The sequence below is a fragment of the Pseudomonas sp. AC239 genome, from assembly GCF_979258545.1.
The window spans coordinates 1,841,165-1,867,614 of the sequence record NZ_OZ409864.1; the positions used below are offsets into that span (position 1 = coordinate 1,841,165).

Here is a 26,450-nt window from a genome sequence, read left to right on the forward strand (position 1 = left end):
CTGGCAGATCTATGTACCGCACGCGCGAACGTAGCGCCTTTTACCTTGCCCTGATCCGCCGGCTTTCGGCGCCCGACAGAGCAGGAATCACTGATGCCCGAACTCCCCACACCCAGTGCCGTCGATATCGTGACCCAACTGGTCACCGGCCCTTCACTCCACGAAGTGGCCCCGAAAACGCTGGCCCCGGCACTGAAGACGCTGTATCCCGACCTCGAGATCGATCCGCAACTGGCCATGGTCGTAGAGCCGACGTGGGAGATCGACAATGATCAGGTCTTCGCCGGTCGGTCCAATGTTGAAACGCTGACGGATGCGCTCGTACGCCTCGGCATGACCGGCAAAACCGTGACGTACCTGGACGGCGAGCACTATCTGACCCAGCAGCCCGCGTGGCCTGCCCCCGTTCAACTGCCAGTTAAAATCGAAGCGATCAGCCTGCTGCTCAATGAACTCGCCCCCCTGTTGTTCATCGCTTACAAAGAACAGCACGTCAAATACTGGGATGAGTTCACCTACCCCGGGCAGCCGCGCTGGCAGCAATTGTCGCAAGCGTTGCGCAATTTATGGAAAGCCGATGCCAGCCTTGGCCGGGATGCCACTCAAACCGCCGTCGCCGAGGCGGTTTTCCGGGAGCCCGACAAACTGCAGCGCATGGCCACCGACAAATACACCACCCGCGCCTGCCTGATCGACCTCGACCGGGAGGGCGCCGGACAGAACGCACACATGACCCTGCTCGATATGGCGGTGCTGATTGGTACGGATGCACAACGTACCGTGATTCTCACCCACGCGGTCACCCGGGGTTTCCAGTCCTTCGATTCGCTGCAAGCGCTTGGCGAAGACCTGCAGCAACGCTTCGGCGCAACCCCCGCAGATCCGAAACTCACGTGGCGGCTGGTCGAACCGCAGGGCAACTTTTTCGACCATCAGGCCTGCACCTTGATTTCGCTCGAGGCCGACGCCCTGGGCAGAATCAATTTTTTTGCTGACCGGCCGCTCAACCGCGCCTATCCGCACACCGGTACCCAGGGCCAGAGCGCCGAACCAACCCCGCGCCTTGAGGAACATTTCGAACGTCTGCGACCGATGCTGCCGCCGTGGCTGAACGATGCGTCGGCCGTCGATCAGGCGCGCTACAGCCGGCATCTGCTGGACCTGACCACGGTGCAACATGAACACAACGGCAAAACGTTTCAAAGCGAGGTCATCGGCCTGCACGCATACACTCGTGATGCCCTGATGGAGCAGATGTCGAAGGACCAGCCGAGTGCCAAGGACATCAAGCTCGATGACATCGAGATTACGATCACCAGCCTCGTGGTCTGGGGAACGTTCGTATTGCCCGGCAATACCAGCACCCAGACCCTGACGTTGCCGGAACTGGCCCTGCAGAACCTTGCCGGCCTGCCATTGGGCAACAAGACCGTGAACTACAAAGCTGCCAGCTCAGCGCCTGACTGGATGACTGTGGCCTATCTGGAAAAACTGGTCAGCGCCGTGGATATCGGCAGGACCTATCCGGCGTACCTGAAGGCGCGCCTGATAGACGACGCCGATCAGGCGTCAGCCTTGAAAGCGTTATACACCGGCCAGCTACGCATCGAGCTGCCATTGCTGGCGTTGCAACACAAGATCCAGGGCAGAGCAGACATTGATGATGCGGGGTACCGCTACGTTGCAGCAGCACTGGCGGCGACCGACGCAGAACGATACGTCGATGGTCAGGAAATCGTGGTCCGTCCACTGGCCTTCGTTGCACACCGCAGCAGCTGCGCAGCCGACAGCGTGGCCAATATGTACGTCATCGGCCCGCGCGAGGCGAACAAAGGTCCCTGCCTGCTTTACCGTCCGCTCTTCGAGATGACGTTGATGCAATTCCCCGGATACGCCAACCTCCTCTACGCGATCCAGCATTCGCGACATCTGCGCGATTCGGTGCTGGCGTGGCTGGCCGATGATGTACGTTTCAACTACAGCCAGTTCGTCTTTACCGCCAGGCTGCCATCGATATGGACAATCCCGCAGATGCTGGTCAATCCGACGACGGCTCTGGACATGTCCGGCCCGGTCGCATTGGGCACACAAGCGCTGACCGGCAATGTGCTGGACACGCTGCATGAACGCAACGTGAAGGCCCTGCTCACCCAAGCCGACCGCCAATCGGTGTCCAACGCCGAGGCACGCTGGGCCACCCTGAAGCAGGGCGGCTGGCTGATGTTCAATGCCGCTCTGCCGTTCCTGGGACGCAGCGTCGGCACGGCGGCATGGATCTGGCAAATCATGGACGATCTGCAAGAGGTTACCGATGTCGCCAACCAGCCGTCGGGCAAGGTTGCATGGACCGCAATTGCCGACATCCTCCTGGCCTTGGGCATGGTGCTCGCACATCGAGCGGCCGTTGGCGAAGCACCGCCACGTGAACGGGTGGCCCAGGCAGAAGAAGAAACAAAGCCCATCAAAGCGGCCGCCAAAGTCGCCAAAGCACTGCAATTGCCAGATATCACCAGCGCTGAACTGCCCGGCGCCCACACTACCTCCATCGACATCATCACCGCACTGAAACGGTCGCCGCAGGCACTGGCCAAGCTCCTCGACGGATTCACCGTCGACCCTCCCAAAGGTCTCGGCGCCGCTGCAAGCAAAGGCACGCACCAAGGCCTCTACGCCCACGGTAAGACCTGGTACGCCCAGGTCGGTCGGCGCTGGTTCGAAGTGATGCGCAACGCGCTCGGCAACGTACAGATTATCGACTCGCGCCAACAACCACACCGCATCGGTCCGACGCTGGCCTATTCCGCCAGGGGCGAGTGGGTGATCGATTTGCGCCTGCGTCTGCGCGGCGGCGGCCTGGACTCGGCACTGCAAAAATCCCGGGACAGCAGGCAGGCCGTCGCGAAAGCGCTCTGCGAGAAAATTGCCAAGTTCGATACAACACTGCATACCAAGGAGACCCGCCTGAACGCCGATCGAGATGCCTTGCGCGATGCTCTGCCGCAGGCCCGTGCACAGGCACGCACCGAATATCTCGCCACACTGGATGCACAACATCAGGAGTACGCGGCGAACATTCAACAGATCAAAGAGTTGAACCTCAACCAGACTATTCCCAATTACCGCACCGTCATGACCGAGCGCTTGCAGATGCAGTTGTTTTTGGGCCAGGAGTGGCTCAGCGAGCACTCTTCTCAGTTTCAACAGAGTGTCGAGGGTATGCAGACGATGATCGCGGATGGGGCGAACGCCGATCCAGAGGCATTCAGTCTGGCGGCCGTGAGCCTGAATGACGTCACTCAAAGCATCATCGAGAAAATGGAGGCCGCACAAGCCTGCTTCGAAGAAATGAAGCTGTTGGGAAAAGACGCTGTGGAGGCAATGCGTGTGTATCAGAACGCCCTGCCTGATTACCAGTTGGATGACCTCAAGGTGCTGCAAATCAGCCTCGCCGAGCGAATATGTATCAAGCCTGGCGACACCGCGGATCATGCCAGCGCTCAACAGGCGTTGGCCGATCTGGTCGAAGACGCTGCACTGAATATCCAGAGCTCGCTGGACCTGAGCGCCGATGAAGGCCTGGGCGATCTGCGCGGACGCATTGACGCCTTGAGCAACGTTGCACAACAGTTCGACTCGGTAGACCAGCGCTTCAACGATCTGGCCAGCGAATACTCCGACCAGCTCCACACTGACCGACTCAAACATGTACAAACGCGGGTGATTGCATTCAAAGCGGCCGCCGACAAACGCCTCGCCGACCTGCTGCGCTACCGGCATTTGCTGGTGCCGCAGGCCGGAACGTCAACGTCATCCGCGTCTGCCTCGAATCGACAGATTTTCCAGACACGATCAAAAGGCACCGTGGTCGGCGAACGCAAGAAAAGCGTCGGTGATAACACGACCGACCTGATGGAAGTTCGCGCTCCTCTGACGGGTGTCATTGCCACTTTTCACGAAGAGTCGCCCGGTGTCTGGGTCGAACAGCGAACGCCGCCTGCACCGACACCAACATCCGCAGCCGACTTGAAAAAAAGCGTTCGCGACGGCCAGACGCTGATCGATGGTCTGGCGGCATTCCATCGGCGCATCGAGGCGCGCCTCAAACGCGGCGCGCGGATCCCGGTGGAGGTCGAGGAGGAATACCACCAGCACGCCGCACTTCTACGCACGGCCATTGCGGCGATCGACGAAGCCCTGACCGCCAAGAACCTTACCGCCGGCCAGCATGAACCCTCCGAAACGCTCAATCACGCGCTCGACAAGGCGGCGAAAAACCTGGAAGAGAAAGGCACCAGCACGCGCATTCGTCTGGTCAAACAGCAGCTACCCACGGCGGCGGGCGTGCAGTGGCTGAAGGAAAAGGGGGAAATAACCATCGATAAAACCGTGACCCGGCGGCCCATCCGACACCGCCAGCATGATTTCCTCGACGAGTACCGGATTCGTGATGCTCACAATGACAAGGTCCTGTGCTACGCCCATTTTCACTACAGCAGCGCCGACGCGCCTGATCCATCGTTCATTCGCGGGCACATGAAAACCGTCGCCCAACAACGGATGGGCGGCGCCTACGAGCCCAGCCAGCAAAGCAACCAGCAACTGATTGAAATCCATCGCAGCGAAATTTCCAGTCGCTCCGCCGAAGCGTTGTTCTTCAACCTCGCCAAACCTGTCGCAAGCGCGCCAGTGCCGCTGTGATCGCAGACTCCGGCACAGCGGCAAAACCCAGCACCAGGCCGGCGCGCTGGGCCATCGGTGTAGTCGAGTCCGGCAACCAGTAACTGCTCAAGCCGTTGATTTCGACATCGACCTCAGCGGCCTGGGCGATCAATTGTTGCTCGCGCTCAATGCTGTCGACAGCGACGGTCAGGTGCAGCCCGGCCGGCACGGCGGGCAGTTGACCGACGCCGGCGACCGTCGGCCAGCCTTCGAGCAGGCAGTTGCGTCGGCTCAGCGCAGCCCGGCGCATGCGGCGGATATGCCGCTGGAAATGCCCGGCGGCCATGAATTCGGCCATCACCGCTTGCGTGCTGACCTCCGAGTGCCGCACATCGACGGCGCGGCGTTGCGCGAACGCCTCGACCAGCGCGGGCGGCAGCACCAGATAGCCCAGGCGCAACGCCGGAAAAGCGACCTTGCCAAACGTGCCGACGTAGAGCACACGCCCCTGACGATCAAGTGCCGCTAACGGCGCCAGCGGTGCGCCGGTGTAGCGATACTCGCCGTCATAATCATCCTCGACGATCCAGCCGCCGACACGTTCGGCCCAGGCGAGCAGCTCCAGACGCCGGGCCAGGCTCATCACCACGCCGGTCGGGTACTGATGAGACGGCGTCACGTAAGCCACTCGACAATCGCTGAGCTGAGCCATGGCGCTGCAATCGATGCCGTCGCTGTCTACCGCCACCCCATGCAATTTCGCCCCCGCTACAGCGAAGGCATGCCCGGCGGCGCGATAGCCCGGATTCTCGATCGCCACACCGTCCCCTGGCTCGACCAGCAGCTGTGCACAAAGGCTGATGCCCTGCTGCGCGCCACTGGTGATCACAATTTGCTCAGCCGTGCACTGCATGCCCCGCGAGCTGCGCAAATAGGCAGCAATCATGCCGCGCAGCCGCGCGTCACCGGCCGGATCGCCGTAACACAGCTGCTGCAGATCCGGTTTGCGCCAGAAAGCCGCGTTGAGCTTGGCCCAGACCTCGAACGGAAACAGATCGAATGCAGGCACACCCACCCGAAAAGCACGCGGCGGACCGCTCGGTGGTCGCGGCAAATGATGCTTTTCAATGCGGGAAAATCCGTCGCTGTGGATAACTTTGCTGGATGGATTCACAGGTAAATCCAGCCAATTTGTGGATAAGGCTGTGGGTAAGCCTGTTGACAAGCCTGTGGATGAATTTGTGGATAGTTTTTTCTCAGGCGTGGATGCCTGAGCCAATTGCGCCACGTAAGTGCCGTCGCCCACGCGCCCTTCGATAAAGCCCTCGGCATACAACTGATCGTAAGCGCGCACCACGCTGTTGCGGGAAATCCCCAGCGCCGAGGCCAGATCTCGGCTGGCCGGCAATCGCGTGCCACTGGCCAGACGTCCATCCAGCACCCTCAGGCGTAACGCCTGATAGAGCTGGCGGCTCAGGCCCTGACGGCGATCTAGCTCGATACCGGCCGGGTTGAAGGGCATCGACAAGGGTGGCAGATCAGGCATGGCGAATGGACCTATGAAATGGCTCAGCAATGGCTCTTACAACGGACCAATAGCCTGCCTAGGATGCAGGCATTCGCCAAGGAAAATCTGTCCATGTACACGCCACGCGCCTTTGCCATCGAAGACTTGTCCCAACTGCACGAACTGATCCTCGCCACGCGCCTGGCCATTCTGGTCAGCCACGGCGAAAGCGGCCTGCAAGCCAGCCACGTGCCGGTGCTGCTGCATCGCGAACAGGGCGAATACGGCACGCTCTACGGCCATCTGGCCAAGGCCAATCCGCAGTGGAAAGACCTGCGTGACGGCGCCGAGGCCATGCTGATCTTTGCCGGCCCGGACGCCTACGTCAGCCCAAGCTTGTATCCGAGCAAGGCCGAGCACGGCAAGGTCGTGCCGACCTGGAACTACATCGCCGTGCACGCCTACGGCCAGGCTGAGACCTTCAGCGATGGCGGCCGCTTGCTCGACATTGTCAGCACCCTCACCGACCGTCACGAGGCAGGCCGTGCCCAGCCGTGGTCGGTGGACGATGCGCCAGCCGATTACATCGACACCATGCTCAAAGCCATCGTCGGTTTTGCCATTCCCATCGACCGCCTCGAGGGCAAACGCAAGCTCAGCCAGAACCGCAGCGCCGAAGATATTGCCGGGGTGCGCGAAGGCCTTGCCGCCAGCCCCGATGCCAACGATCAAACCCTCGCCAGCCTGATGCGCTAAGGAAATCCGCATGACTCAGATCGACATTCGCCCGGTCAGCGCCAACGACCACGCCGCTTGGCTGCCGCTGTGGCAGGCGTACCTGCGGTTCTACAACACCGAACTGCCGGACGCTGTCACCCAAAGCACTTGGCAGCGTTTTCTCGACCCGAATGAACCGACCCACGCCGCCCTCGCCTGGGCTGAAGGCAAAGCGCTGGGCATGGTGCATTACATCTATCATCGCTCGAACTGGAGCATCGAGAATTCCTGCTATCTGCAGGATCTGCTGGTGGTGCCGGAAGCCCGTGGCACCGGTGTCGGTCGGCTGTTGATCGAGCATGTCTACGCTACCGCCAAGGCTGATGGTTGCTGCAAAGTCCACTGGCTGACCCATGAAACCAACGCCACCGCGATCCAGCTCTACGAGCGCATTGCCGAACGTCCGGGATTCATCCAGTTTCGTAAAGCCCTTTAAGGAGACGCGCACATGACCGCTTCACTCGCTGACTGGAAAGGCGTCCCCGCCCCCTCCGCCACCCTGCTCGAAGGCCGTTTCATCCGCTTGGAAAAGCTAGACCCGGCGCGGCATGCCGAGCAGCTTTACGCCGCCCTCGAAGGGCCCGGTGCCGATCCGAAGCTCTGGGATTACTTGCCTTACGGTCCGTTTCCCGAGCGCAGCGCGTTCAACGACTGGCTGAACAATCATGCGGCCAACAGCGACCCGTATTTCTTCAGCGTCATCGACCGCGCGACTGGTCAGGTGCAAGGCATCCTCAGCCTGATGTCGATCGTCCCGGCGCAGGGCCGCATCGAAATCGGCCACGTCACTTTCGGTGCGCCGATGCAGCGCTCGCCGAAAAGCACCGAGGCGGTGTACCTGCTGGCCAAGTATTCGTTCGAGCTGGGTTACCGGCGCCTGGAATGGAAGTGCAACAACGGCAACGCCCGCTCCAAATACGCGGCCGAGCGTCTGGGCTTCAGTTTCGAAGGCGTGTTTCGCCAGCACATGGTGGTCAAGGGGCACAACCGCGACACCGCGTGGTATTCGATTCTGGATGGGGAATGGCCAGCGATTGGTGCTGGGTTCGAGCGCTGGCTGAGCGATGAAAACCAGACGCCTGATGGCCAGGTGAAAGGCTTGGCCGAGTGCCGTAGCTGATCGTCACAAAGCCCCTGTGGGAGCGAGCCTGCTCGCGAAGGCGCTGTGTCAGTCACTGAAATATTGACTGACTGACCGCTTTCGCGAGCAGGCTCGCTCCCACAATTGGCGGGGCTTTTCTTAACGACGCAGTTCTTGCGCCAGCACCGCAATGTGCTCCGGGCCGATCCCGCAGCAACCACCCAGATGACTGGCGCCGCGCTGTTGCCAGTCCAGCGCCCAGTGCAGATACCCAGGCGGATCGAGATCGTCACGCAACGGGTCGAGCCCGTCGTTGGCCGTGGCTTCTTTCGGTTGCGGAGGAAACGCGTTGGCATACGCGCCGATGTTGATCGTGACGCCGAGACGCTCAAAGGTTGCGCGCGCCGCGTCGATGGCCGCGCCAATCACTTCCGGCTGACTGCAGTTGAACAGCAGGGTTTCGACGCCAAGTTCAGCCGCCAGCGCAGCCGCTTCGGCTACCGGCTCACCGGAGCGCAGGCGCGGCACTTCATCGGTGTCTTCATCCTTGAGGGTGAACGACAGCCAGAACGGTTTGCCGTCCTTCGGCAACCCGGCGTGAATGGCCCGCGCCTCGATAATCGAACTCTGGGTTTCCGCCAGCCACAGATCAACATGCGGGGCCAACCCATTGACCAGCGGCGTCAGCAGCTCGGTCACGCGATCCGCTTCGAACAGATCCGGACGATACGAACCAAACAGCGGCGGCAACGAACCGGCAACACGCACTGACTTGGCGGATGCCTGCACCGCCCGCCGTGCCAACTCCCCCGCCAGTGCCGCAAGCGCCTGGCCTTCAGCCGCAAATCGCGCTTCGCCAATGTGAAATGGCACCACCGCGTAACTGTTGCTGGTGATCACGTCGGCGCCGCTGTTGATGTACGCGGCATGCACCGCCTCGACCGCCTGCGGCGCTTCACTCAGCGCCAGTGCCGACCACTCCGGTTGGCGAAACGGCGCGCCGGCGCGTTGCAACTCGCGTCCCATGCCGCCGTCGAGAATGACCCTGTTCGCTGCGCCCATATGCTTTTCACTCATATGCTTATGAAAATAACTCACTATCAGAGTCGTTCTTATAACTATTTAATACGCACCACTCGGTTAATAACAACCTCTTTTTTCAACAGGAAGTGACTGTGAAACTCCAACCGCTATTGGCCCTGGGCCTGACCATTCTGGCCTCCACCCAAGCCTTCGGCGGCGCGACGCTGGATCGTGTCGAACAGAAAAAAGAGCTGGTCGGCGTGCTCATGGAAAGCTATCCGCCCTTCTCGTTTCTCAATGAGCAGAATCAACTCGACGGTTTCGATGTAGACGTTGCCAAAGCGGTGGCGGACAAGCTTGGCGTCAAACTACGTCTCGAAACGCCGTCCTGGGACGTGATCGCCGCCGGCCGCTGGAGCGGGCGCTACGACATCTGCATCTGCTCAATGACCCCGAGCAAGGCCCGCGCAGAAGTGTTCGACTTCCCGGTCGAGTACTACGCCTCGCCAGCGGTAATCGTGGTCAATGCCAAGGACGAGCGCATCCACAGCGCCAAGGACCTGAGCGGCAAAAAGGTCGGCCTGACCAGCGCCTCCAGCTACGAAAGTTATCTGAACAAGAACCTGGTCATCGAAGGCGCCGAGGATACGCAGTTGCAGTATCCGTTCGAGGATGTGCAGATCGCTCCGTACGACACCGACAACGTCGCCTTCCAGGATCTGGGCCTGGGCGCCGGCGTGCGCCTGGATGCGATCCTCACCAATCTGGTCACCGCGCAGCCGCGCCTGAACCAGGACCAGCGCTTCAAACTGGCCGGCGAACCGCTCTACTCGGAACCCAACTCCGTGGCCATCGAAAAGGGTGACCCGCAGTGGGACGCCAAGGTGCGCGAGGTGTTCGCCCAACTGAAACAGGACGGCACCCTGAGCAAGCTGTCGCAAAAATGGATCGGCGCCGATATCAGCCGATGACTTCCTTTCCGACCCCGCCCCAGCCACCGCAACCGGTGGCTGAAACACGCCTGCAAAAGCTCTTTGGTTTCCGTACGCGCCTGTACCTGACGTGGGCGGCGCTGTTCTGCCTGTTTGCCGGATTCTTCCTCAGCTTCGACCTGAAGTTCGCGATCATCCTCGACAAGCTGCCCAACCTCGTTGGCCTGAAGCTGGCGCCGAACGGCTTCCTGCAAGGCGCAGCGCTGACGCTGTTTCTCTGCGCCTGCTCGATCATCGCCTCGTCGCTGCTGGGTTTCATCACCGCGCTGGCGCGCCTGTCGAACAGCGCCGTGGCGTTTGGCATCGCCAGTTTCTACACCTCGTTCTTTCGCGGCACGCCACTGCTGATCCAGATCCTGCTGATCTACCTCGGCTTGCCGCAACTGGGCATCGTCCCCGGCGCCATCGTCGCCGGCATCATTGCCCTGTCGCTGAATTACGGCGCCTACCTGAGCGAAATCTTCCGCGCCGGCATCCTCGGCGTCGATCACGGCCAACGCGAAGCATCCCTGGCGCTGGGCCTGCGCGAAAGCGTGATCTTCTGGCGCATCACCCTGCCCCAGGCCATGCGCACAATCATTCCGCCGGCCACCAACCAGTTCATCTCGATGCTCAAGGACTCGTCGCTGATCTCGGTGATGGGTGTCTGGGAAGTGATGTTTCTCGCCCAGTCCTACGGGCGCTCAAGCTATCGCTACATCGAAATGCTCACCACGGCGGCGATCATCTACTGGCTGATGTCGATCGGGCTGGAGCTGATTCAGGCACGGATGGAGCGGCATTACGGCAAGGCGTATGTGCGCCGTAGTTGAGGTGCATTCAAATGGTGTCCCGGCGAATCCGCACTACGCCCATTTTCATGCCGAACGGGCGGAACACCGCGTTCAGCGACTTCAGGGTCTGATTGCCTTCGCCATGTTCGATATGCACCAGCGTGCGCACTGAAATCTTGCACATCTTCGCGAACTGGGACTGATGCAGACCGGTGACTTCGACCCGTAAACGGCGCACGGCGTCACCGATTTCCAGAGTGCCTTCGGCCAATGATTGCTGAATGCTTTCGATGAGCGCCGTGCGCTCGAGGACGGTCAGACTCATTGCAGGTCCCACTCTTGCAAACGTTGCTCGAGGTTTTTCAGATGAACGCTCGGGTGATTCATGGTTCTGGCGGGCAAACCGCTGGCCGCAAGAATATCCGGCAGTGCGGCCAGACGGCGGGCATCCGCGCGCAGGCCCTCGAACAGCGCCGAGGCATCCAGCCCCGCCAACGAATCGTGCGGATCTGCGCTATCGGCCAATACCCGGCAGACACCTCGCCAATCGACATCGCCCGCCCGCTCCAACTCTCTTGGCCATTTGGTCGTACGAGTCACGCCTTCGTCATCCATGACCATCGGGGCGAGGTCATAAATCGGCGCGAGCTGGAAAGCGTTCTCTTGCCGGATGATCGCCGTGTTACGACCGTGGTTATCTGAGTTTCCGAGGATTTTATTGATCAGGTCGCGACGCAGATAATCTGCGACGAGGCCGGCAATCTGGCTGGCCTGACCCGCTTTGCGCCAGAGCCCGGCGAGCATGCGGATCACTTCCAGATGATTCATGGCGCTGCCTGGCGTCGTCACTTCTGCCAGCGAATAAATCGATTCGACGGCAAAGCGCGACACCGCCCCATCTTTCACTTGTCGATCAAAACGCCGCATCCACAAACTCGGTTTGTTCGCCTCTTCCAAGGCCAGGCCTTGTGCCGCGACCGTTTCGATGCCCAATGTTTGCAGCGCTTTGTAGTAATGGAATTCGCTGCGCAGGATGTCCTGGTCGGTCTGCCCGCCCCTGTTTCTGGCGAATTTCACAAACCAGTGCTGTCGCACTTCTTCATCGTCCAGTACCGCATCGGGATACAGAAGCCCGGCGCTGTTCTCTGCCAGTAATAGCTTCGGAGCTTCCCCACCTGCCCCCGTCGCGCCACCGATGGCCGCGCCCAGCTCGTAGACATATTCAAGAAAGCGGTTGTCGCGGCTAATGACCTCCTCGCGCTTGAATCCGATCGGCTTCCTCTCATCGACTGCTTCCGCCGATTCCTTTATTCGCATGTTGCCAATGGGAGCCGGTGTACTGCGACCCAGCAGAAACAGATCGGCACTGATCTCGGCGGGTCTTTCCTGACCCAGGCGGGCGAGCAGAAACCGCTTGGCTGCGCCTGCCGGTGCGATGTCGTGGACAAAGGCTGGTGTCTTCGCGCGCCGACCTTCCCAATCCAGCGGATACAGGGCACTCACGGCTTGGGAAAAAGCCGACCCGATCAACTCGATGTTTTCCACCAGATAGTCCGCTTCATAGCCAAAACTGCAGCGGCTTTCGAAGCCTTTTTCCGGATCATCGAAGTCAAGAATCATCGCGTCGTGCCATTGCCCGGCGGTGAAGATCTGGATTGTCAGGTTGTACATGTTGATTCCATGTGCATTTCAATGCATTTCAACGAGGAAGGATCTCTTACGCATGCAATATAGTGCATTCAAATAAGCCCATGCACCGCAAAATCTGCAACAAAATGCAGATTAACTCTTGCGATCGGATTTATGGATGCAAAATAATGCAGATACGCGACTGAGGTCACGCTGATAAAAAGTCGTTATTAGTAGAAAGCCGTAGGAAAAAGAACGGATGACGCTGCGCAAAAGCGTCGTTTGCCCAGCCCGCTGAGAGTTTTTCTACAGAGCCATCCGATGTCGCCTGCGTAGATGCGGGAAGCGGCCGACATCGGTTTTTTTCGGGCAGCAATAGAGTTGGGTCTTCTCGATAAGGAGGTCGAACTTGATGCCCACTCAAAACCTATTCGCACCAAAACACTTGGCTCTGGCTATTTCATTGGCAATGGGTGGCGTAGCGCTGGCTAACGCCGAGCAATCCACTGAAGCAATAGAGCAGCCCCCAAGCATGGAAACGACGGAGCAGCCCGAAACCAACCCCAAGCAACAGGCGATGGAACGGCTAAAGGGTTTTCTCACCGACGCGAGCACGGTACCGATAACCTTTACGACACCGGAAACCTTGTTCAAAGGGACTGACGTCAACGACCTGATTACCCTAACCGACGGCGCAAGCTTCACGGGTCGGCTGGATGGCGGCAAGGGCGATAATGTGTTGTTCCTGAATGCTGCGAATGGCGGCACGTTGAACGACACGCGCAACTTCAATGGGTTATTCGTCGCCCAAGGCAACTGGACGCTGAGCTCAAAGGGTGATTTTCATGAAGGCGTTCTGGTCAACAGCGGTGGGGCACTGACCAACCTTGGCAGCATCAAGGGTGATGTGTATATCCAGAATGGCGGCAGTTTCGCCGGTAAAGGCACGGTGGGAAATCTTGAGGTGGGTGGACTGCTCACCGTCAATGCAGCGCTTGGCGCACCGCGAGTGAAAGGTAATTTGCACTTGGCGCCTGGTGCCGAATTGGCTTACGAGGTCACTCCCGCTGGTGGTCAGACGATCAAGGTCGATGGTACAGCCCAACTCGAAGGTGCCACCCTGAAGATTGTTTCGGCTCCCGGTGAATATCCGCAGAGCAGCCAATACAAAATCATTGAGGCCCGAGAGGTAAAAGGCGAATTCGGCAGGATAGAGAACGATCTGGCCTATATGACCGCCACAGCTCAATACAACAAGAAGTCGGTTGGACTGACTTACGCTCGCAATGGTGAACCGCTTCAAAGCCTCGCTCTTACAGAAAATGCAGGCGAACTTGCAGGCAGTATTATCGAGCCAGAGCAGCCGACTTCTCCCACTGTACCGATCGCGACAACGCCCGCTCCAGCTTCAATGACAGCGGTGATCGCAGCTCCAGCCCCTGCCCTGACCTCAGTTGCGACCTTGATTGAAGACTCCGCATCGGTGGAATCATCGATACCCAACGAAATCGTAACTGCACAAACCACCGCACAGCCCGCGTCCGAGCCTGCAAAGCCCATCAACACCGCCGTCGCCGCGCTGCTGATCAGTGACAAAGCCACGGCTCCGATCGCGCTCGATCAACTCGCCGCCGGCAGCAATGCCAATCTCGCCAAAGCCACACTGAGCAGTGTCACGCCGGTCAGTGCGAGCATGCTCTCGGCGATGCGCCAACTGGACAACCGTTCCGGCTCTACTGACGGCTCGCGCAGTTCAACTCATCAGGCCTCGGGCAGCGAAGGCTCCGGGCGGGTGTGGTTTCAGGCATTGGGCCACGGCGGCAAGATTGACCGCGACGCCGACGGCATCCTTCAACATGCCACTCAAGGGCTGGTCATAGGCGCTGACTGGCGACTCGACGAGCACTGGCATGTCGGCCTGCTCGGCGGCAAATCGCAGACGAAACTCGATGCCCGCCAGTACGACGGCGACCTCGACAGCTGGCACCTCGGCGCCTACGCCGTGCGTCAGGATGGCCCGCTATCGCTGCGTCTCGGCGCTACCTACGCCAGCCATGACGGCAGCAGCACACGGCGGGTCGCGTTCAAGGGTTTCAGCGATCGGCTCAAGGGCAACTACGACGCCAATACTCAGCAAGCGTTTGCCGAGGCCGGGTTCAACCTGGGCCGCAACAACGTGACCCTCGAACCCTTCGCCAGCCTCGGCTATCAGCGTTATCAGCGCGACAGCTACAACGAAAAAGGAGGCGACGCGGCATTGAAAGTCTACGGCCAGACCCGCGACAACTTCAGCAGCAACTTCGGTCTGCGGGTTGCGCAGGTCAACACGCTGGATAACGGCATGCATTTGACCCCGCGATTGAGCGCCGGCTGGAAACATACCTTCGGCGAGATCGACAGCGACACTCGCCAACAACTGCTCAAGGGGGGCAAGCGTTTCGAAGTGACCGGCGCGGCACTGGATAGGAACGCTTTGTCGGTGGATGCGGGGGTCGATCTTGGTATTTCAGCGACGCACACGCTGGGCGTGGGCTTGACGGGTGAGCTGGGCAACGACAGCCGAACGTATGGCGTAGCGGGTCAATGGCGCATGGCGTTCTGATGGATTAAGCACGCTCCCGATGTAGGAGTGAGCCTGCTCGCGATAGCGGTGGATCACTTGCAGATGATGTTGGCTGGTCCGACGCATTCGCGAGCAGGCTCGCTCCCACATCGGCTCCTCAAGCGAGCTGAGAAATATCGAAAATCACAGGCAAAAAAAAGGGGAGCACCTGCTCCCCCGAGGTTTAAAGCGTTGGATCGCGACTGTTATCTCAGCCTTCGATCTCGACGAGGATTTCGCCCGGGTTGACCCGATCGCCCTTGGCCACATGAATCGCAGTGACCTTGCCGGCAATGGCAGCCTGGACTTCGGTTTCCATCTTCATCGCTTCGGTGATCAGTACCGCCTGGCCAGCCTTGACGGTGTCGCCTTCCTTGACCAGCACATCGACGATGTTGCCGGGCATGGTGGTGCTGACGTGGCCTGGCGCCGAGGCCTGTTTGCGTTTGCTGCTGCCACCGCCGACGAACTCGTTGAGCGGTTCGAACACCACTTCTTCCGGCATGCCATCGATGGACAGATAGAAGTGGCGCTTGCCTTCGGCCTTGACGCCGACACCGGCGATATCGACGCGGTAGGTTTCGCCGTGGACGTCGATGACGAACTCGGTCGGCACGCCCTCGCCGCCTGCCGAAGCAACGGCACCTGCTTCCGGGATCGGCAACAGCACTTCCGGCGTAAGAGTGCCGGCGGCGCGTTCTTCGAGGAACTTGCGGCCGATGTCGGGGAACATGGCGAAGGTCAGTACGTCCTCTTCGGACTTGGCCAGTGCGCCGATATCGGCACGCAACTTGGTCATTTCCGGTTTAAGCAGATCGGCCGGGCGCACGTCGATGACGTCTTCGCTGCCGATCGCCTGACGCCGCAGCTTTTCATTGACCACGCCCGGCGCCTTGCCATAGCCGCCCTGCAGATACAGCTTCACTTCGTTGGTGATGGTCTTGTAGCGCTCGCCGGCCAGTACGTTGAAAAATGCCTGGGTGCCGACGATTTGCGAGGTCGGAGTCACCAGCGGCGGGAAGCCCAGGTCTTCACGTACGCGCGGGATTTCTGCGAGCACTTCGCCCATGCGGTTCAGAGCGCCCTGCTCTTTCAACTGGTTGGCGAGGTTGGAAATCATCCCGCCCGGTACCTGATTGACCTGCACACGAGTGTCGACGGCGGTGAATTCGCTTTCGAACTGGTGGTACTTCTTGCGCACCGCATAGAAGTACAGGCCGATTTCCTGCAGCAGTTCGAGGTTCAGGCCGGTGTCGTACTCGGTGCCTTTGAGCGCGGCAACCATCGACTCGGTACCCGGGTGGCTGGTGCCCGAGGCGAAGCTGGAGATTGCGGTATCGATGTGATCGGCACCGTTTTCGATCGCCTTGAGCTGGCACATGGCGGCCAGGCCAGCGGTGTCGTGGGAATGGATGAACACCGGCAGCGACTGCTCGGCTTTCAACGCGCGCACCAGTTCACCGGTGGCGTATGGCGTGAGCAGACCGGCCATGTCCTTGATCGCCACCGAGTCGCAACCCATGGACTCCATTTGCTTGGCCTGGGTGACGAAAGCGTCGATGGTGTGCGCCGGGCTGGTGGTATAGGCGATGGTGCCTTGCGCATGTTTGCCGGCAGCTTTCACCGCTTCGATGGCGACACGCAGATTACGCACATCGTTCATGGCATCGAAGATGCGGAACACGTCGATGCCGTTCACCGCTGCTTTGGCGACGAAGGCTTTGACCACGTCGTCGCTGTAATGGCGATAGCCGAGCAGATTCTGCCCGCGCAAGAGCATTTGCAGGCGGGTATTGGGTAGTGCGGCGCGCAGTTGGCGCAGGCGCTCCCACGGGTCTTCCTTGAGGAAGCGCACGCAGGCGTCGAACGTCGCGCCGCCCCAGCACTCCAGCGACCAGTAGCCGACCTTGTCGAGCTTGTCGCAGATCGGCAGCATGTCTTCGGTGCGCATGCGGGTGGCGAGCAGCGATTGGTGAGCGTCGCGCAGGATGGTGTCGGTAACGAAGATCTTCTTAGTCATTGGTATCTCCTCATAGCGGCGAACTTCAAGCTACGAGCTGCAAGAAAAAGCCAATCTGCTTTTACTTGCCGCTTGCAGCTGAAAGCTCGCAGCTGCTTCATTCATAGGCCTGCGTGGGCGGCGATGGCGGCGGCGATGGCCAGGGCCAGCTCTTCGGGTTTGCGCTTGATCGAGTAGTTGGTCAGTTCCGGGTGGCTTTCAACGAAGCTGGTGTTGAACTGGCCGCTACGGAATTCCGGGTTACGCAGAATTTCCTGGTAGTACGCGGCGGTGGTCTTCACGCCCTGCAGACGCATGTCGTCGAGGGCGCGCAGGCCCCGGTCCATCGCCTCTTCCCAGGTCAGCGCCCAGACCACCAGTTTCAGGCACATCGAATCGTAGAACGGCGGAATGGTGTAGCCGGTGTAGATCGCCGTGTCGGTGCGCACGCCCGGGCCGCCGGGGGCGTAGTAACGGGTGATCTTGCCGAAGCTCGGCAGGAAGTTGTTCTTCGGGTCTTCGGCGTTGATACGGAACTGCAATGCAAAGCCACGGTGCTGGATGTCTTCCTGCTTCACCGACAGCGGCAGGCCGGAAGCGATGCGAATCTGTTCGCGGACGATGTCGATGCCAGTGATTTCTTCGGTGATGGTGTGTTCCACCTGCACCCGAGTATTCATTTCCATGAAGTACACCTCGCCCTCGGCGAGCAGAAACTCCACGGTGCCGGCGTTCTCGTAACCCACGGCTTTGGCCGCACGCACCGACAGGTCGCCGATGTAGGCGCGCTGTTCCGGGGTCAGTTGCGGGCTCGGCGCGATCTCGATCAGCTTCTGGTTGCGGCGCTGGATCGAGCAGTCACGCTCGAACAGGTGCACGACGTTGCCGAAGCTGTCGCCGAGGATCTGCGCTTCGATGTGCTTGGGATTGACGATGCATTTTTCCAGGAACACTTCCGCCGAACCGAACGCCTTGGTGGCTTCGGAGATGACCCGGGGGAAGTTCTGTTCGAGTTCTTCGCGGCTGTTGCAGCGACGGATACCGCGACCGCCACCACCGGAGGTGGCCTTGAGCATTACCGGGTAACCGATGCGGTCACCCTCAACCAAGGCTTCTTCGATGCCGGAGACGTTGCCCTCGGTACCGGGCGTCACCGGTACGCCGGCCTTGATCATGCTGCGCCGCGCTTCGGTCTTGTCGCCCATGCGCCGGATGACTTCCGCCGAAGGGCCGATGAATTTGATGCCGCGCTCGGCGCAGATCTCCGCCAGCTCGGCGTTTTCCGAAAGAAAACCGTAGCCGGGGTGCAGCGCATCGCAGCCGGTTTCCACCGCCAGGTTCACCAGCTTGCGCGGGTTCAGGTAGCCGGCCAGCGGCTCGGCTCCGACGCTGTGGGCCTCGTCCGCACGCTTCACATGCAAGGCATGACGATCGGCATCGGAGAAAATCGCAACCGAGCGAATGCCCATTTCGGCGCAGGCTCGTACGATTCGTACGGCAATCTCACCACGGTTGGCGATCAGGATCTTTTTTATCACTTGGAGGTTCCCTTGAGCCGGTGGCACCACGACCTGCTAGACCCAGGTCGACGCGTGACCAAATGTTTCAATTCGGTCGCAGGTCCACACTAGCGCTGCCAAGGGATTAACAAAAATGAATAATAATTGGGTCATGCATAAGTAAACACTTATAGTCGAAATATCCGACCGCCAACCGAGCCCGAATAATATGCGTAAGTCATTGATGCGTATGACCTTGCGTCAACTGCAAATCTTCAATGAAGTGTGCGATCTGCGCTCCTACAGCCGCGCCGCCGAGGAAATGTCCCTCACACAACCGGCCGTCAGCCTACAGATTCGTCAGCTTGAAGAGCTGATCGGCCAGCCGCTATTCGATTATGTCGGCAAAAAACTCTACATGACCGAGGCGGCGGAAGCGCTTCAACGTGCCAGTCGCGACATTTTCGGGCGCCTGGAAAACCTCGATATGCAACTGTCGGACATGCAGGGATCACTGCAGGGCCAACTGAAACTGGCAGTGGAATCGAGCGCCAAATATTTTGTGCCGCACCTGTTCGCTGCGTTCAAGCGCCAGCATCCGGAAGTCAATTTGCAGCTGACCGTGGTCAACCGTGGCCAAGTCATTCGCCGTCTCTCGGACAACCGCGATGATCTGGTGATCATGTCGATGGTGCCGCAGGACATGGGCCTGGAGTTTCTGCCGTTTCTGAACAATCCGATTGTCGCCGTGGCGCGCCCGGATCACCCGCTGGCGCACATGGGCCCGTTGCGCTTGCAGGATCTCGAGCCGTATACGCTGCTGATCCGCGAGCCAGGCTCGGGCACGCGTCTGGCCTGCGAGGAATACTTCAAGGAAAAGCGCGTGCACTTCACCCAGACCCAGGAAGTGGCGTCCGCCGAAGCCCAGCGCGAATGCGTGTTGGCGGGTCTGGGCCTGGCGCTGTTGACGCGCCACGCCCTGAACCTGGAGCTGGCGACCGGCGGCCTGGTCGAGCTGCCGGTCGAAGAGTTGCCGCTGATGCGCAGCTGGTGTCTGGTGCAGGCCAAAGCCAAACGGCTGTCACCGGTGGCGCACGCCTTCCTGGCGTTTATCCGCAGCGAACGGGCGCAGATTATTGCGTTGGTTGAGCGTTTCGACGGGAAGCTGCGGGCGCTGCCTGCCAGTGAGTGATCTCGGGAAAATCGCCGATCTCGGCCTGAAGCTGGCGAAGTTCGAAGCGATCTTCAATTGCGCGGCGAAATTCCATGCGGCGCTGATCTTCCTGTTGACGACGGGTTTTCGCGGCGCTGTTGCGTTCTTCGTAGGGCTGAGCCATTTCGAGTCTCCCAGGGCGAGTACGGGAGTTTCACGATAGGCGTGGGGGATGACGGTTTGGCTGCGCCGGGATGACAATGTGATGAAATGTGCGCAGGGATGTGCTGTTGTTGAAGACGCTTTCGCGAGCAGGCTCGCTCCCACATTTGATCCCGCTATGACCCAGAATTTATGTTCTCAGGAGATCCCCTGTGGGAGCGAGCCTGCTCGCGAACAAGGTCGGAACGACCTTGCTCAATCATCCAGGGCTTTCACGGCTTTTGGAGACAAACGCAAGCTGCGCAGACTGCGCTTCACGCTCTTGAGGTGATTGACCAGACTCGGCCCGCGCGCCATGGCCACGCCCATTGCCAGAACGTCGATCACCACCAGGTGGGCGATACGCGAAGTCAGTGGTGTATAGATTTCGGTGTCTTCATGTACATCGATCGCGAGGTTCACCGTCGACAACTCCGCCAATGGCGTCTGGCTCGGGCACAGTGTGATCAGCGATGCCCCGCTCTCGCGAACAAGGTTTGCGGTGATCAACAAATCCTTTGAACGCCCCGACTGGGAAATACAGATCGCCACATCGGTGGGCTTCAGCGTCACCGCTGACATCGCCTGCATGTGCGGGTCGGAATACGCCGCCGCGGTCAACAACAAACGGAAGAACTTGTGCTGTGCATCCGCTGCCACCGCACCGGAAGCACCGAAGCCGTAGAACTCGACACGCTGCGCTTGGGACATCAGCGTCACTGCGCGCTGCAACTCCACCGGGTCGAGCTTCTCGCGCACTTCCATCAGGGTGTGCAGCGTGGTGTCGAAAATCTTCAGGCTGTAGTCGGCGACGGAGTCATCTTCGTGGATCGCGAACTGGCCGAAGCTGGCGCCGGCGGCCAGGCTTTGCGCCAGTTTCAGTTTGAGATCCTGAAAGCCGGAACAACCGATCGCGCGGCAGAAGCGCACGATGGTCGGCTCGCTGATACCGACGCTGTGAGCCAGGTCGGCCATGGAACTGTGCATCACTGCCGCAGGGTCAAGCAGCACGTGGTCGGCGACCTTGAGCTCCGACTTGCGTAACAGGTGACGTGACTGGGCGATGTGTTGCAGCAGATTCAAGGGGCTGGACTCTTCTTGTGGGCAAGGATGTAGCAAGCTTGTAGTTATACTACATGAATGGGCATTTTGCCTGCTCAAAGCGTAACTCGATGTCCCGGCATCAGGCACGCTGAGCTGTATGTAGCCCTTACTGCGGATTTCCCTGATCGCGCAAAAGCCCGGCCAGACTGGCAGCGTCCACCGGCCGGCTGATCAGATAACCCTGCACCTCGTCGCAACGCTCCACGCGCAGAAATTCCAGCTGATCCTGCCGCTCAACGCCCTCTGCCACGACTTTCAGCGCCAGCCCGTGAGCCATGGCGATGATCGCGCGAGTGATCGCAGCGTCCGCACTGCCGACGCTCAAGCCGCGAATGAACGCCTGATCGATCTTCACGTAATCCACCGGAATGCGCTTGAGGTAACTCAACGAGGAATAACCGGTACCGAAATCATCGATCGCCAGTTTCACCCCCAGATCGCGCAGTTGCTGGAACGTCGCAATGATGTGTTCGACGCTGTCGAGCAAATGGCTTTCGGTCAATTCGAGCTCAAGGCAGTGCGGCGCCAGCCCGGTTTCTTCCAGCACCTGCCGCACCAGACTGACCAGCTTGCCCTGGCGCAGCTGATGCACCGACAGGTTCACCGACACGCGGATCGGCGCCAGGCCCTGGCGCTGCCATTCGCACGCCTGCCAGCACGCCTGACGCAAAACGAATTCACCGATCGGCCCGATCAGACCGGTCTCCTCGGCGAGGCCAATGAAATCCGCCGGCGGCACCTGGCCCATGCTCGGATGATCCCAGCGCACCAGCGCTTCAGCGGCATTCAGGCGACCGCTCTGCAGGCACAGTTTCGGTTGGTAGAATACGGTGAGTTGCCGTTCCTCAATGGCCCTGCGCAAGTGGTTTTCCAGCTGCAAGCGTTCGAGTGTGCTGGCCTGCAAGCTGTCGGTGAAGAACTGGAAATTGTTGCCGCCCAGATGTTTGGCGTGCTGCATGGCCATGTTCGCCTGGCTGACCAGCGCTGAAATCTCCCGCGCATTGTCCGGCAACAGGCTGATGCCCATGGAAGCGCTGACCACCAGTTCATGCCCGTCGACACTCAGCGGCAAACGCAGCTTGGCCGACAACCGCGTCGCCACCCGCGCCAGGCTCGACAGATTGCCGTAGGCATCGAACAGCACGGCAAATTCGTCACCGGACAGGCGCGCAATGGTATCGGCTTCCGGCAAGGCATTGACCAGCCGCCGCGCCATCTTCTGCAGCAGCTGATCGGCGACTTCATGGCCGAGGCTGTCATTGAGCAATTTGAAGCGATCAAGATTGATGTGCAGCAACGCCAGACTGCGGCGCCCGCCCTGCCGCACCCGCTGATGGGCTTCGTGCAGACGCTCGCGGAACAGTGCACGGTTGGCCAGGCCGGTGAGCTCGTCGTAATGGGTCAGATAGCGCATGCGCTCTTCCGATGCCCGCCGCGCCGAGAGATCGGCGAAGAAGCCGACGATATGGCTGACATTGCCGCGGGTGTCGCGCACCGCATTGAGCTGCAGCCACTGCGGATACAGCTCTCCATTCTTGCGGGTTTCCACCAGCTCACCCTGCCAACTGCCGTACTGCTCCAGCGCATGACGGATCGCCACGTAGTGACGACGGGCATCGCGGCTGCACGGCAACTCGACGACGTTGCGCCCAAGCATGTCGTCGATCTCGTAACCGCTGACACGGCTGAACGCCTGGTTGATCGCAATCAGCGCGTAGTCCGGGTCGAGAATCACGATGCCTTCGCTGGCTGCTTCGAACACCGTCGCCGCCAACCGCTGCTGCTCTTCGAGGTTTTTGCTGGCGCTGATATCGCGGCGGGTGCCGACCATGCGGATCACCCGGCCGCTGGCGCTGCGCTCCACGGCGCGACCACGGTCCTCGATCCACACCCAGTGGCCGTCGCCGTGGCGCAGGCGATATTCGACCTGATAATCCTCGGTGCGCCCTTTCAAATGCTCGACCAGGGCGAACTTGAGTGACGGCACGTCTTCGGGGTGCAGTCGCGGCTTGAGGTCGCGCAGCAGCGCGGTGACGTATTCCGGGGCGAGGCCGAACAGTTCCTGAATCTGCGTGTGATGGACTTCGTCGGTCTGCAGGTTCCAGTCCCACAGCCCGAGCTCACTGGCCTTGAGCGCCAGCGCCAGGCGCGCTTCGCTTTTGCTCAGGGCCTGATTGGCCGCATCCAGTTCGCGGCTGCGCTGGGCCACGCGATTTTCAAGATCAACCTGTGCTTCACGCAATTGCGCTTCGGCACAGCGGCGCTGTTCGATCTCTTTGCCCAGCTCCTGATTGAGTTGTTCGCTGCGCGTTTGTGCTTGCTGCAAATGCTCGATCAGGTGCTGATTCTGAAAACGCCGGAGCAAGCCGCGATCAATCAGCCGATTGACCTGCCACGCCACCACGCTCAACGAACCGAGCAGGATCAGCCCCAGCCAGCCCCAGCCCCGGGCCTGATCGTCGCCGCCCCAGAACAGGTAGCCGATCGCTGGCAGCAGGCACGGCAAGGTAAACGAGAGGAACGCCGGCAGGCTCACCGCGTACGCGACACTGGCCGACAGCGTCGCCGCGCCGATCAGGCCGAACACCCAGGCTTGCTGAATGAAATTGTCGGCGGGCACCAGCGCAATGCCGGCGCCGGCCAGGGTCAGGCCGGTCATGGTCGAACCGAGCAGGAACATGCGGAACCAGATCGGCTGGGCCTGGCGATCGGGAATCGCCGAATCGAACGCGGCCACCTGAATCACCCGCAGCGCGACCAGCGACAGCAGCCAGACCAGCCAGACGCTGACCACGAAGTAGCGCTGCGGGCTCCAGAGCAGGGCGGCGCAGACCAGACCGTTAATCAACATGAACAGCGTGGGCAACAACGAGCCCTGATACAGCAGACGCGTGCGCTCCACCGCCATTTCGACGGCATAGTGCTTGCGGATTAGCCGGGGCTCCACGGAGGGGCCCGACAGTTCGGCGCTGAGGGTCATGGGCAACGTTCTTGTTCTTATAAGGAGGGCGTGCGCCCGAAACGTGCACGGAGCATACACAAGCCGATCCCGTTGCCAAACTGCCGCGGATCACAATTTCAGGGATTTTTTCCGCCGCTTGCGCATGGAGGCAAGCCCTCAAGCGAGACGGGCCGAAGCCTGCAGCCAATGACCGACCGGTCGTCATCGGCAGCACTTTCATCGGCTAATGCAACACGCGGTTTGCCCGGGCCTGCGGCGCACCCTAGAATGCCCCGATGCGCGATGATCTCTCCCTTCTGCTGAACTCCCTCAACGATGCCCAACGCCAGGCCGTAGCGGCCCCCGTTGGCCGTCAGTTGGTCCTGGCCGGCGCCGGTTCCGGTAAAACCCGAGTACTGGTGCACCGTATCGCCTGGTTGATCCAGGTCGAAAACGCCTCACCCCACTCCATCCTGTCGGTGACCTTCACCAACAAGGCCGCTGCCGAGATGCGCCATCGCATCGAGCAGTTGCTGGGCATCAACCCGGCCGGCATGTGGGTCGGCACCTTCCACGGCCTCGCGCACCGCTTGCTGCGGGCGCATTGGCAGGAAGCGGGCCTGAGCCAGACCTTCCAGATTCTCGACAGCGATGACCAGCAGCGTCTGGTCAAGCGGGTGATCCGCGAGCTGGGCCTGGACGAGCAACGCTGGCCGGCGCGACAGGCGCAGTGGTTCATCAACGGCCAGAAAGACGAAGGTCTGCGGCCGCAACACATTCAGGCCAGCGGCGACCTGTTCCTCGCCACCATGCGCGGCATCTACGAAGCCTACGAGGCAGCGTGCCTGCGGGCCGGCGTGATCGATTTCTCCGAACTGCTGCTGCGCGCCCTCGACCTGTGGCGTGATCACCCGGGCCTGCTGGCGCACTACCAAAAGCGCTTCCGGCATATTCTGGTCGACGAGTTCCAGGACACCAACGCCGTGCAGTACGCCTGGTTGCGCCTGCTCGGCAAGGGCGGCGACAGCCTGATGGTGGTCGGCGACGACGACCAGTCGATTTACGGCTGGCGCGGCGCGAAGATCGAAAACATTCATCAGTACTCTTCCGACTTCCCGGATTCCGAGACGATTCGCCTGGAGCAGAACTACCGCTCCACCGCTGGCATCCTCAAAGCCGCCAACGCGCTGATCGCCAACAACACCGGGCGTCTCGGTAAAGAGCTGTGGACCGACGGTGGCGACGGCGAAGCGATCAATCTGTACGCCGCGTTCAACGAACACGACGAAGCGCGTTACGTGGTGGAAACCATCGAAAGCGCGCTGAAAACCGGTCTGGCCCGTAGCGATATCGCCATTCTGTACCGCTCCAACGCCCAGTCGCGGGTGCTTGAAGAAGCCCTGCTGCGCGAGCGCATCCCGTACCGCATCTATGGCGGACAGCGCTTCTTCGAACGCGCCGAAATCAAGAACGCCATGGCCTATCTGCGTTTGCTTGAAGGTCGCGGCAACGATGCGGCGCTGGAGCGGGTGATCAACGTGCCGGCCCGCGGCATCGGCGAGAAAACCGTCGAAGCGATCCGCGAGCATGCGCGACACAGCGATGTGTCGATGTGGGAAGCGATGCGCCAACTGGTTGCCAACAAAGGCCTGACCGGTCGCGCCGCCAGTGCGCTCGGTGCGTTTATCGAACTGATCGAGAACCTCGCCGCCAAATGCGCCGAGATGCCGCTGCACCTGATGACGCAAACCGTCATCGAGCAGTCCGGCCTCATCGCCTATCACGAAGCGGAAAAAGGCGAAAAAGGTCAGGCCCGGGTGGAAAACCTTGAGGAACTGGTCAGCGCCGCGCGCAACTTCGAAAACACCGAAGAGGACGAAGAACTGACGCCACTGGCGGCGTTCCTCGGCCACGCATCGCTGGAGGCCGGCGACACTCAGGCCGACGAGCACGAAGACAGCGTTCAGCTGATGACCCTGCACAGCGCCAAAGGCCTGGAATTCCCTTACGTGTTCCTGGTGGGCATGGAGGAAGGCCTGTTCCCGCACAAGATGAGCCTCGAAGAACCGGGGCGTCTCGAGGAAGAACGGCGTCTGGCTTACGTAGGTATCACCCGGGCGATGCAGAATCTGGTGATGACCTACGCGGAAACCCGGCGCCTGTACGGCAGCGAAACCTACAACAAGGTGTCGCGTTTCGTCCGCGAAGTGCCCAAAGGCCTGATTCAGGAAGTGCGCCTGTCCAACAGCGTCAGCCGTCCGTTCGGCGGCAACCAGTCGATGAGCGGCAGCAATCTGTTCAGCGGCAGCGAGATACCGGAAACCGGTTTTGTCCTCGGCCAGGCCGTGCGCCATTCGATCTTCGGCGAAGGGGTGATCCTCAACTTCGAAGGTTCCGGCGCCCAGGCCCGGGTGCAGGTGAACTTCAGCGAAGGCAGCAAGTGGCTGATGCTCGGTTATGCCAAGCTCGAGGCCATCTAACGCCTGGCTCGATTGCTTTTGTGTAGGAGT

At 60.6% G+C, this 26,450-nt stretch carries 18 protein-coding genes; 9 read left to right on the forward strand and 9 right to left on the reverse strand.

Annotation, left to right across the window (positions count from 1 at the left end; genetic code table 11):
- The first annotated feature begins 93 nt into the window (after positions 1-93).
- Positions 94-4,698, forward strand: a complete 4,605-nt coding sequence (locus ACZ0AZ_RS08590; RefSeq protein ID WP_463570911.1) for a dermonecrotic toxin domain-containing protein — start codon at positions 94-96, stop codon at positions 4,696-4,698.
- Here ACZ0AZ_RS08590 and pdxR read toward each other — a convergent pair.
- Positions 4,655-6,205, reverse strand: a complete 1,551-nt coding sequence (gene pdxR, locus ACZ0AZ_RS08595) for a MocR-like pyridoxine biosynthesis transcription factor PdxR (RefSeq protein ID WP_463537210.1) — start codon at positions 6,203-6,205, stop codon at positions 4,655-4,657. The genes ACZ0AZ_RS08590 and pdxR overlap by 44 nt on opposite strands.
- Positions 6,206-6,298: 93 nt before the next feature.
- Between pdxR and ACZ0AZ_RS08600 the strand changes: the two genes are divergently transcribed.
- The 3 genes from ACZ0AZ_RS08600 to ACZ0AZ_RS08610 are packed head-to-tail and all read left to right on the forward strand — an operon-like array spanning position 6,299 to position 8,063.
- The gene (locus tag ACZ0AZ_RS08600) at positions 6,299-6,922 is read left to right on the forward strand and encodes an FMN-binding negative transcriptional regulator (RefSeq protein WP_073471070.1); all 624 of its coding nucleotides are present in this window, start codon (positions 6,299-6,301) and stop codon (positions 6,920-6,922) included.
- Between the two features lie 10 nt (positions 6,923-6,932).
- Positions 6,933-7,379, forward strand: a complete 447-nt coding sequence (locus ACZ0AZ_RS08605) for a GNAT family N-acetyltransferase (RefSeq protein ID WP_024014846.1) — start codon at positions 6,933-6,935, stop codon at positions 7,377-7,379.
- Positions 7,380-7,391: 12 nt separating this feature from the next.
- A complete protein-coding gene (locus ACZ0AZ_RS08610; protein ID WP_463537211.1) occupies positions 7,392-8,063 on the forward strand; it encodes a GNAT family N-acetyltransferase in 672 nt (223 codons plus the stop codon).
- A 120-nt stretch (positions 8,064-8,183) separates the two neighbouring features.
- On the opposite strand, the gene ACZ0AZ_RS08615 is transcribed toward ACZ0AZ_RS08610, so the two are convergent.
- On the reverse strand, positions 8,184-9,086 hold the full coding sequence (locus ACZ0AZ_RS08615; RefSeq protein ID WP_122705499.1) for a homocysteine S-methyltransferase family protein: 903 nt from the start codon (positions 9,084-9,086) through the stop codon (positions 8,184-8,186).
- 113 nt (positions 9,087-9,199) lie between these two features.
- Here ACZ0AZ_RS08615 and ACZ0AZ_RS08620 point away from each other — a divergent pair, with 113 nt between their 5' ends.
- Together ACZ0AZ_RS08620 and ACZ0AZ_RS08625 are read left to right on the forward strand one after the other, a co-directional pair.
- Complete coding sequence (locus ACZ0AZ_RS08620; RefSeq protein WP_323166895.1) at positions 9,200-10,018, forward strand: ABC transporter substrate-binding protein; 819 nt, start codon at positions 9,200-9,202, stop codon at positions 10,016-10,018.
- Entirely contained in the window at positions 10,015-10,851 is an 837-nt protein-coding gene (locus ACZ0AZ_RS08625) for an amino acid ABC transporter permease (protein ID WP_073470867.1), read from the forward strand. The genes ACZ0AZ_RS08620 and ACZ0AZ_RS08625 overlap by 4 nt, the downstream gene beginning before the upstream one ends.
- Before the next feature lie 7 nt (positions 10,852-10,858).
- Here ACZ0AZ_RS08625 and ACZ0AZ_RS08630 read toward each other — a convergent pair whose 3' ends face one another.
- Complete coding sequence (locus ACZ0AZ_RS08630) at positions 10,859-11,137, reverse strand: helix-turn-helix domain-containing protein (protein ID WP_071171374.1); 279 nt, start codon at positions 11,135-11,137, stop codon at positions 10,859-10,861.
- Complete coding sequence (locus ACZ0AZ_RS08635) at positions 11,134-12,483, reverse strand: HipA domain-containing protein (protein ID WP_463537212.1); 1,350 nt, start codon at positions 12,481-12,483, stop codon at positions 11,134-11,136. The genes ACZ0AZ_RS08630 and ACZ0AZ_RS08635 overlap by 4 nt, the downstream gene beginning before the upstream one ends.
- A gap of 370 nt (positions 12,484-12,853) precedes the next feature.
- On the opposite strand from ACZ0AZ_RS08635, the gene ACZ0AZ_RS08640 reads away from it, so the two are divergent.
- On the forward strand, positions 12,854-15,043 hold the full coding sequence (locus ACZ0AZ_RS08640) for an autotransporter family protein (protein WP_463570909.1): 2,190 nt from the start codon (positions 12,854-12,856) through the stop codon (positions 15,041-15,043).
- 211 nt (positions 15,044-15,254) lie between these two features.
- Here the strand turns inward: ACZ0AZ_RS08640 and oadA are convergent, their stop codons facing one another.
- Positions 15,255-17,063 carry a sodium-extruding oxaloacetate decarboxylase subunit alpha gene (oadA, locus tag ACZ0AZ_RS08645; protein ID WP_463537213.1) on the reverse strand — a complete coding sequence of 603 codons (1,809 nt, stop codon included), beginning with the start codon at positions 17,061-17,063 and terminating at the stop codon, positions 15,255-15,257.
- Positions 17,064-17,164: 101 nt separating this feature from the next.
- Complete coding sequence (locus tag ACZ0AZ_RS08650) at positions 17,165-18,580, reverse strand: acetyl-CoA carboxylase biotin carboxylase subunit (protein WP_024014853.1); 1,416 nt, start codon at positions 18,578-18,580, stop codon at positions 17,165-17,167.
- 190 nt (positions 18,581-18,770) lie between these two features.
- Between ACZ0AZ_RS08650 and ACZ0AZ_RS08655 the strand changes: the two genes are divergently transcribed.
- Positions 18,771-19,733: a LysR family transcriptional regulator gene (locus tag ACZ0AZ_RS08655; RefSeq protein WP_039757269.1), complete on the forward strand. Its 963-nt coding sequence runs from the start codon at positions 18,771-18,773 to the stop codon at positions 19,731-19,733.
- Here ACZ0AZ_RS08655 and ACZ0AZ_RS08660 read toward each other — a convergent pair.
- The 3 genes from ACZ0AZ_RS08660 to ACZ0AZ_RS08670 all read right to left on the reverse strand — a co-directional run bounded on the left by ACZ0AZ_RS08660 (position 19,675) and on the right by ACZ0AZ_RS08670 (position 23,979).
- On the reverse strand, positions 19,675-19,878 hold the full coding sequence (locus ACZ0AZ_RS08660; protein WP_080769340.1) for a PA3496 family putative envelope integrity protein: 204 nt from the start codon (positions 19,876-19,878) through the stop codon (positions 19,675-19,677). The two genes, ACZ0AZ_RS08655 and ACZ0AZ_RS08660, sit on opposite strands and share 59 nt — an antisense overlap.
- Before the next feature lie 233 nt (positions 19,879-20,111).
- On the reverse strand, positions 20,112-20,978 hold the full coding sequence (hexR, locus tag ACZ0AZ_RS08665; RefSeq protein WP_007962240.1) for a transcriptional regulator HexR: 867 nt from the start codon (positions 20,976-20,978) through the stop codon (positions 20,112-20,114).
- A gap of 127 nt (positions 20,979-21,105) precedes the next feature.
- The gene (locus tag ACZ0AZ_RS08670; RefSeq protein ID WP_463537214.1) at positions 21,106-23,979 is read right to left on the reverse strand and encodes a putative bifunctional diguanylate cyclase/phosphodiesterase; all 2,874 of its coding nucleotides are present in this window, start codon (positions 23,977-23,979) and stop codon (positions 21,106-21,108) included.
- A gap of 257 nt (positions 23,980-24,236) precedes the next feature.
- Between ACZ0AZ_RS08670 and uvrD the strand changes: the two genes are divergently transcribed.
- Complete coding sequence (gene uvrD / locus ACZ0AZ_RS08675) at positions 24,237-26,420, forward strand: DNA helicase II (RefSeq protein ID WP_064365169.1); 2,184 nt, start codon at positions 24,237-24,239, stop codon at positions 26,418-26,420.
- Positions 26,421-26,450 lie beyond the last annotated feature (30 nt).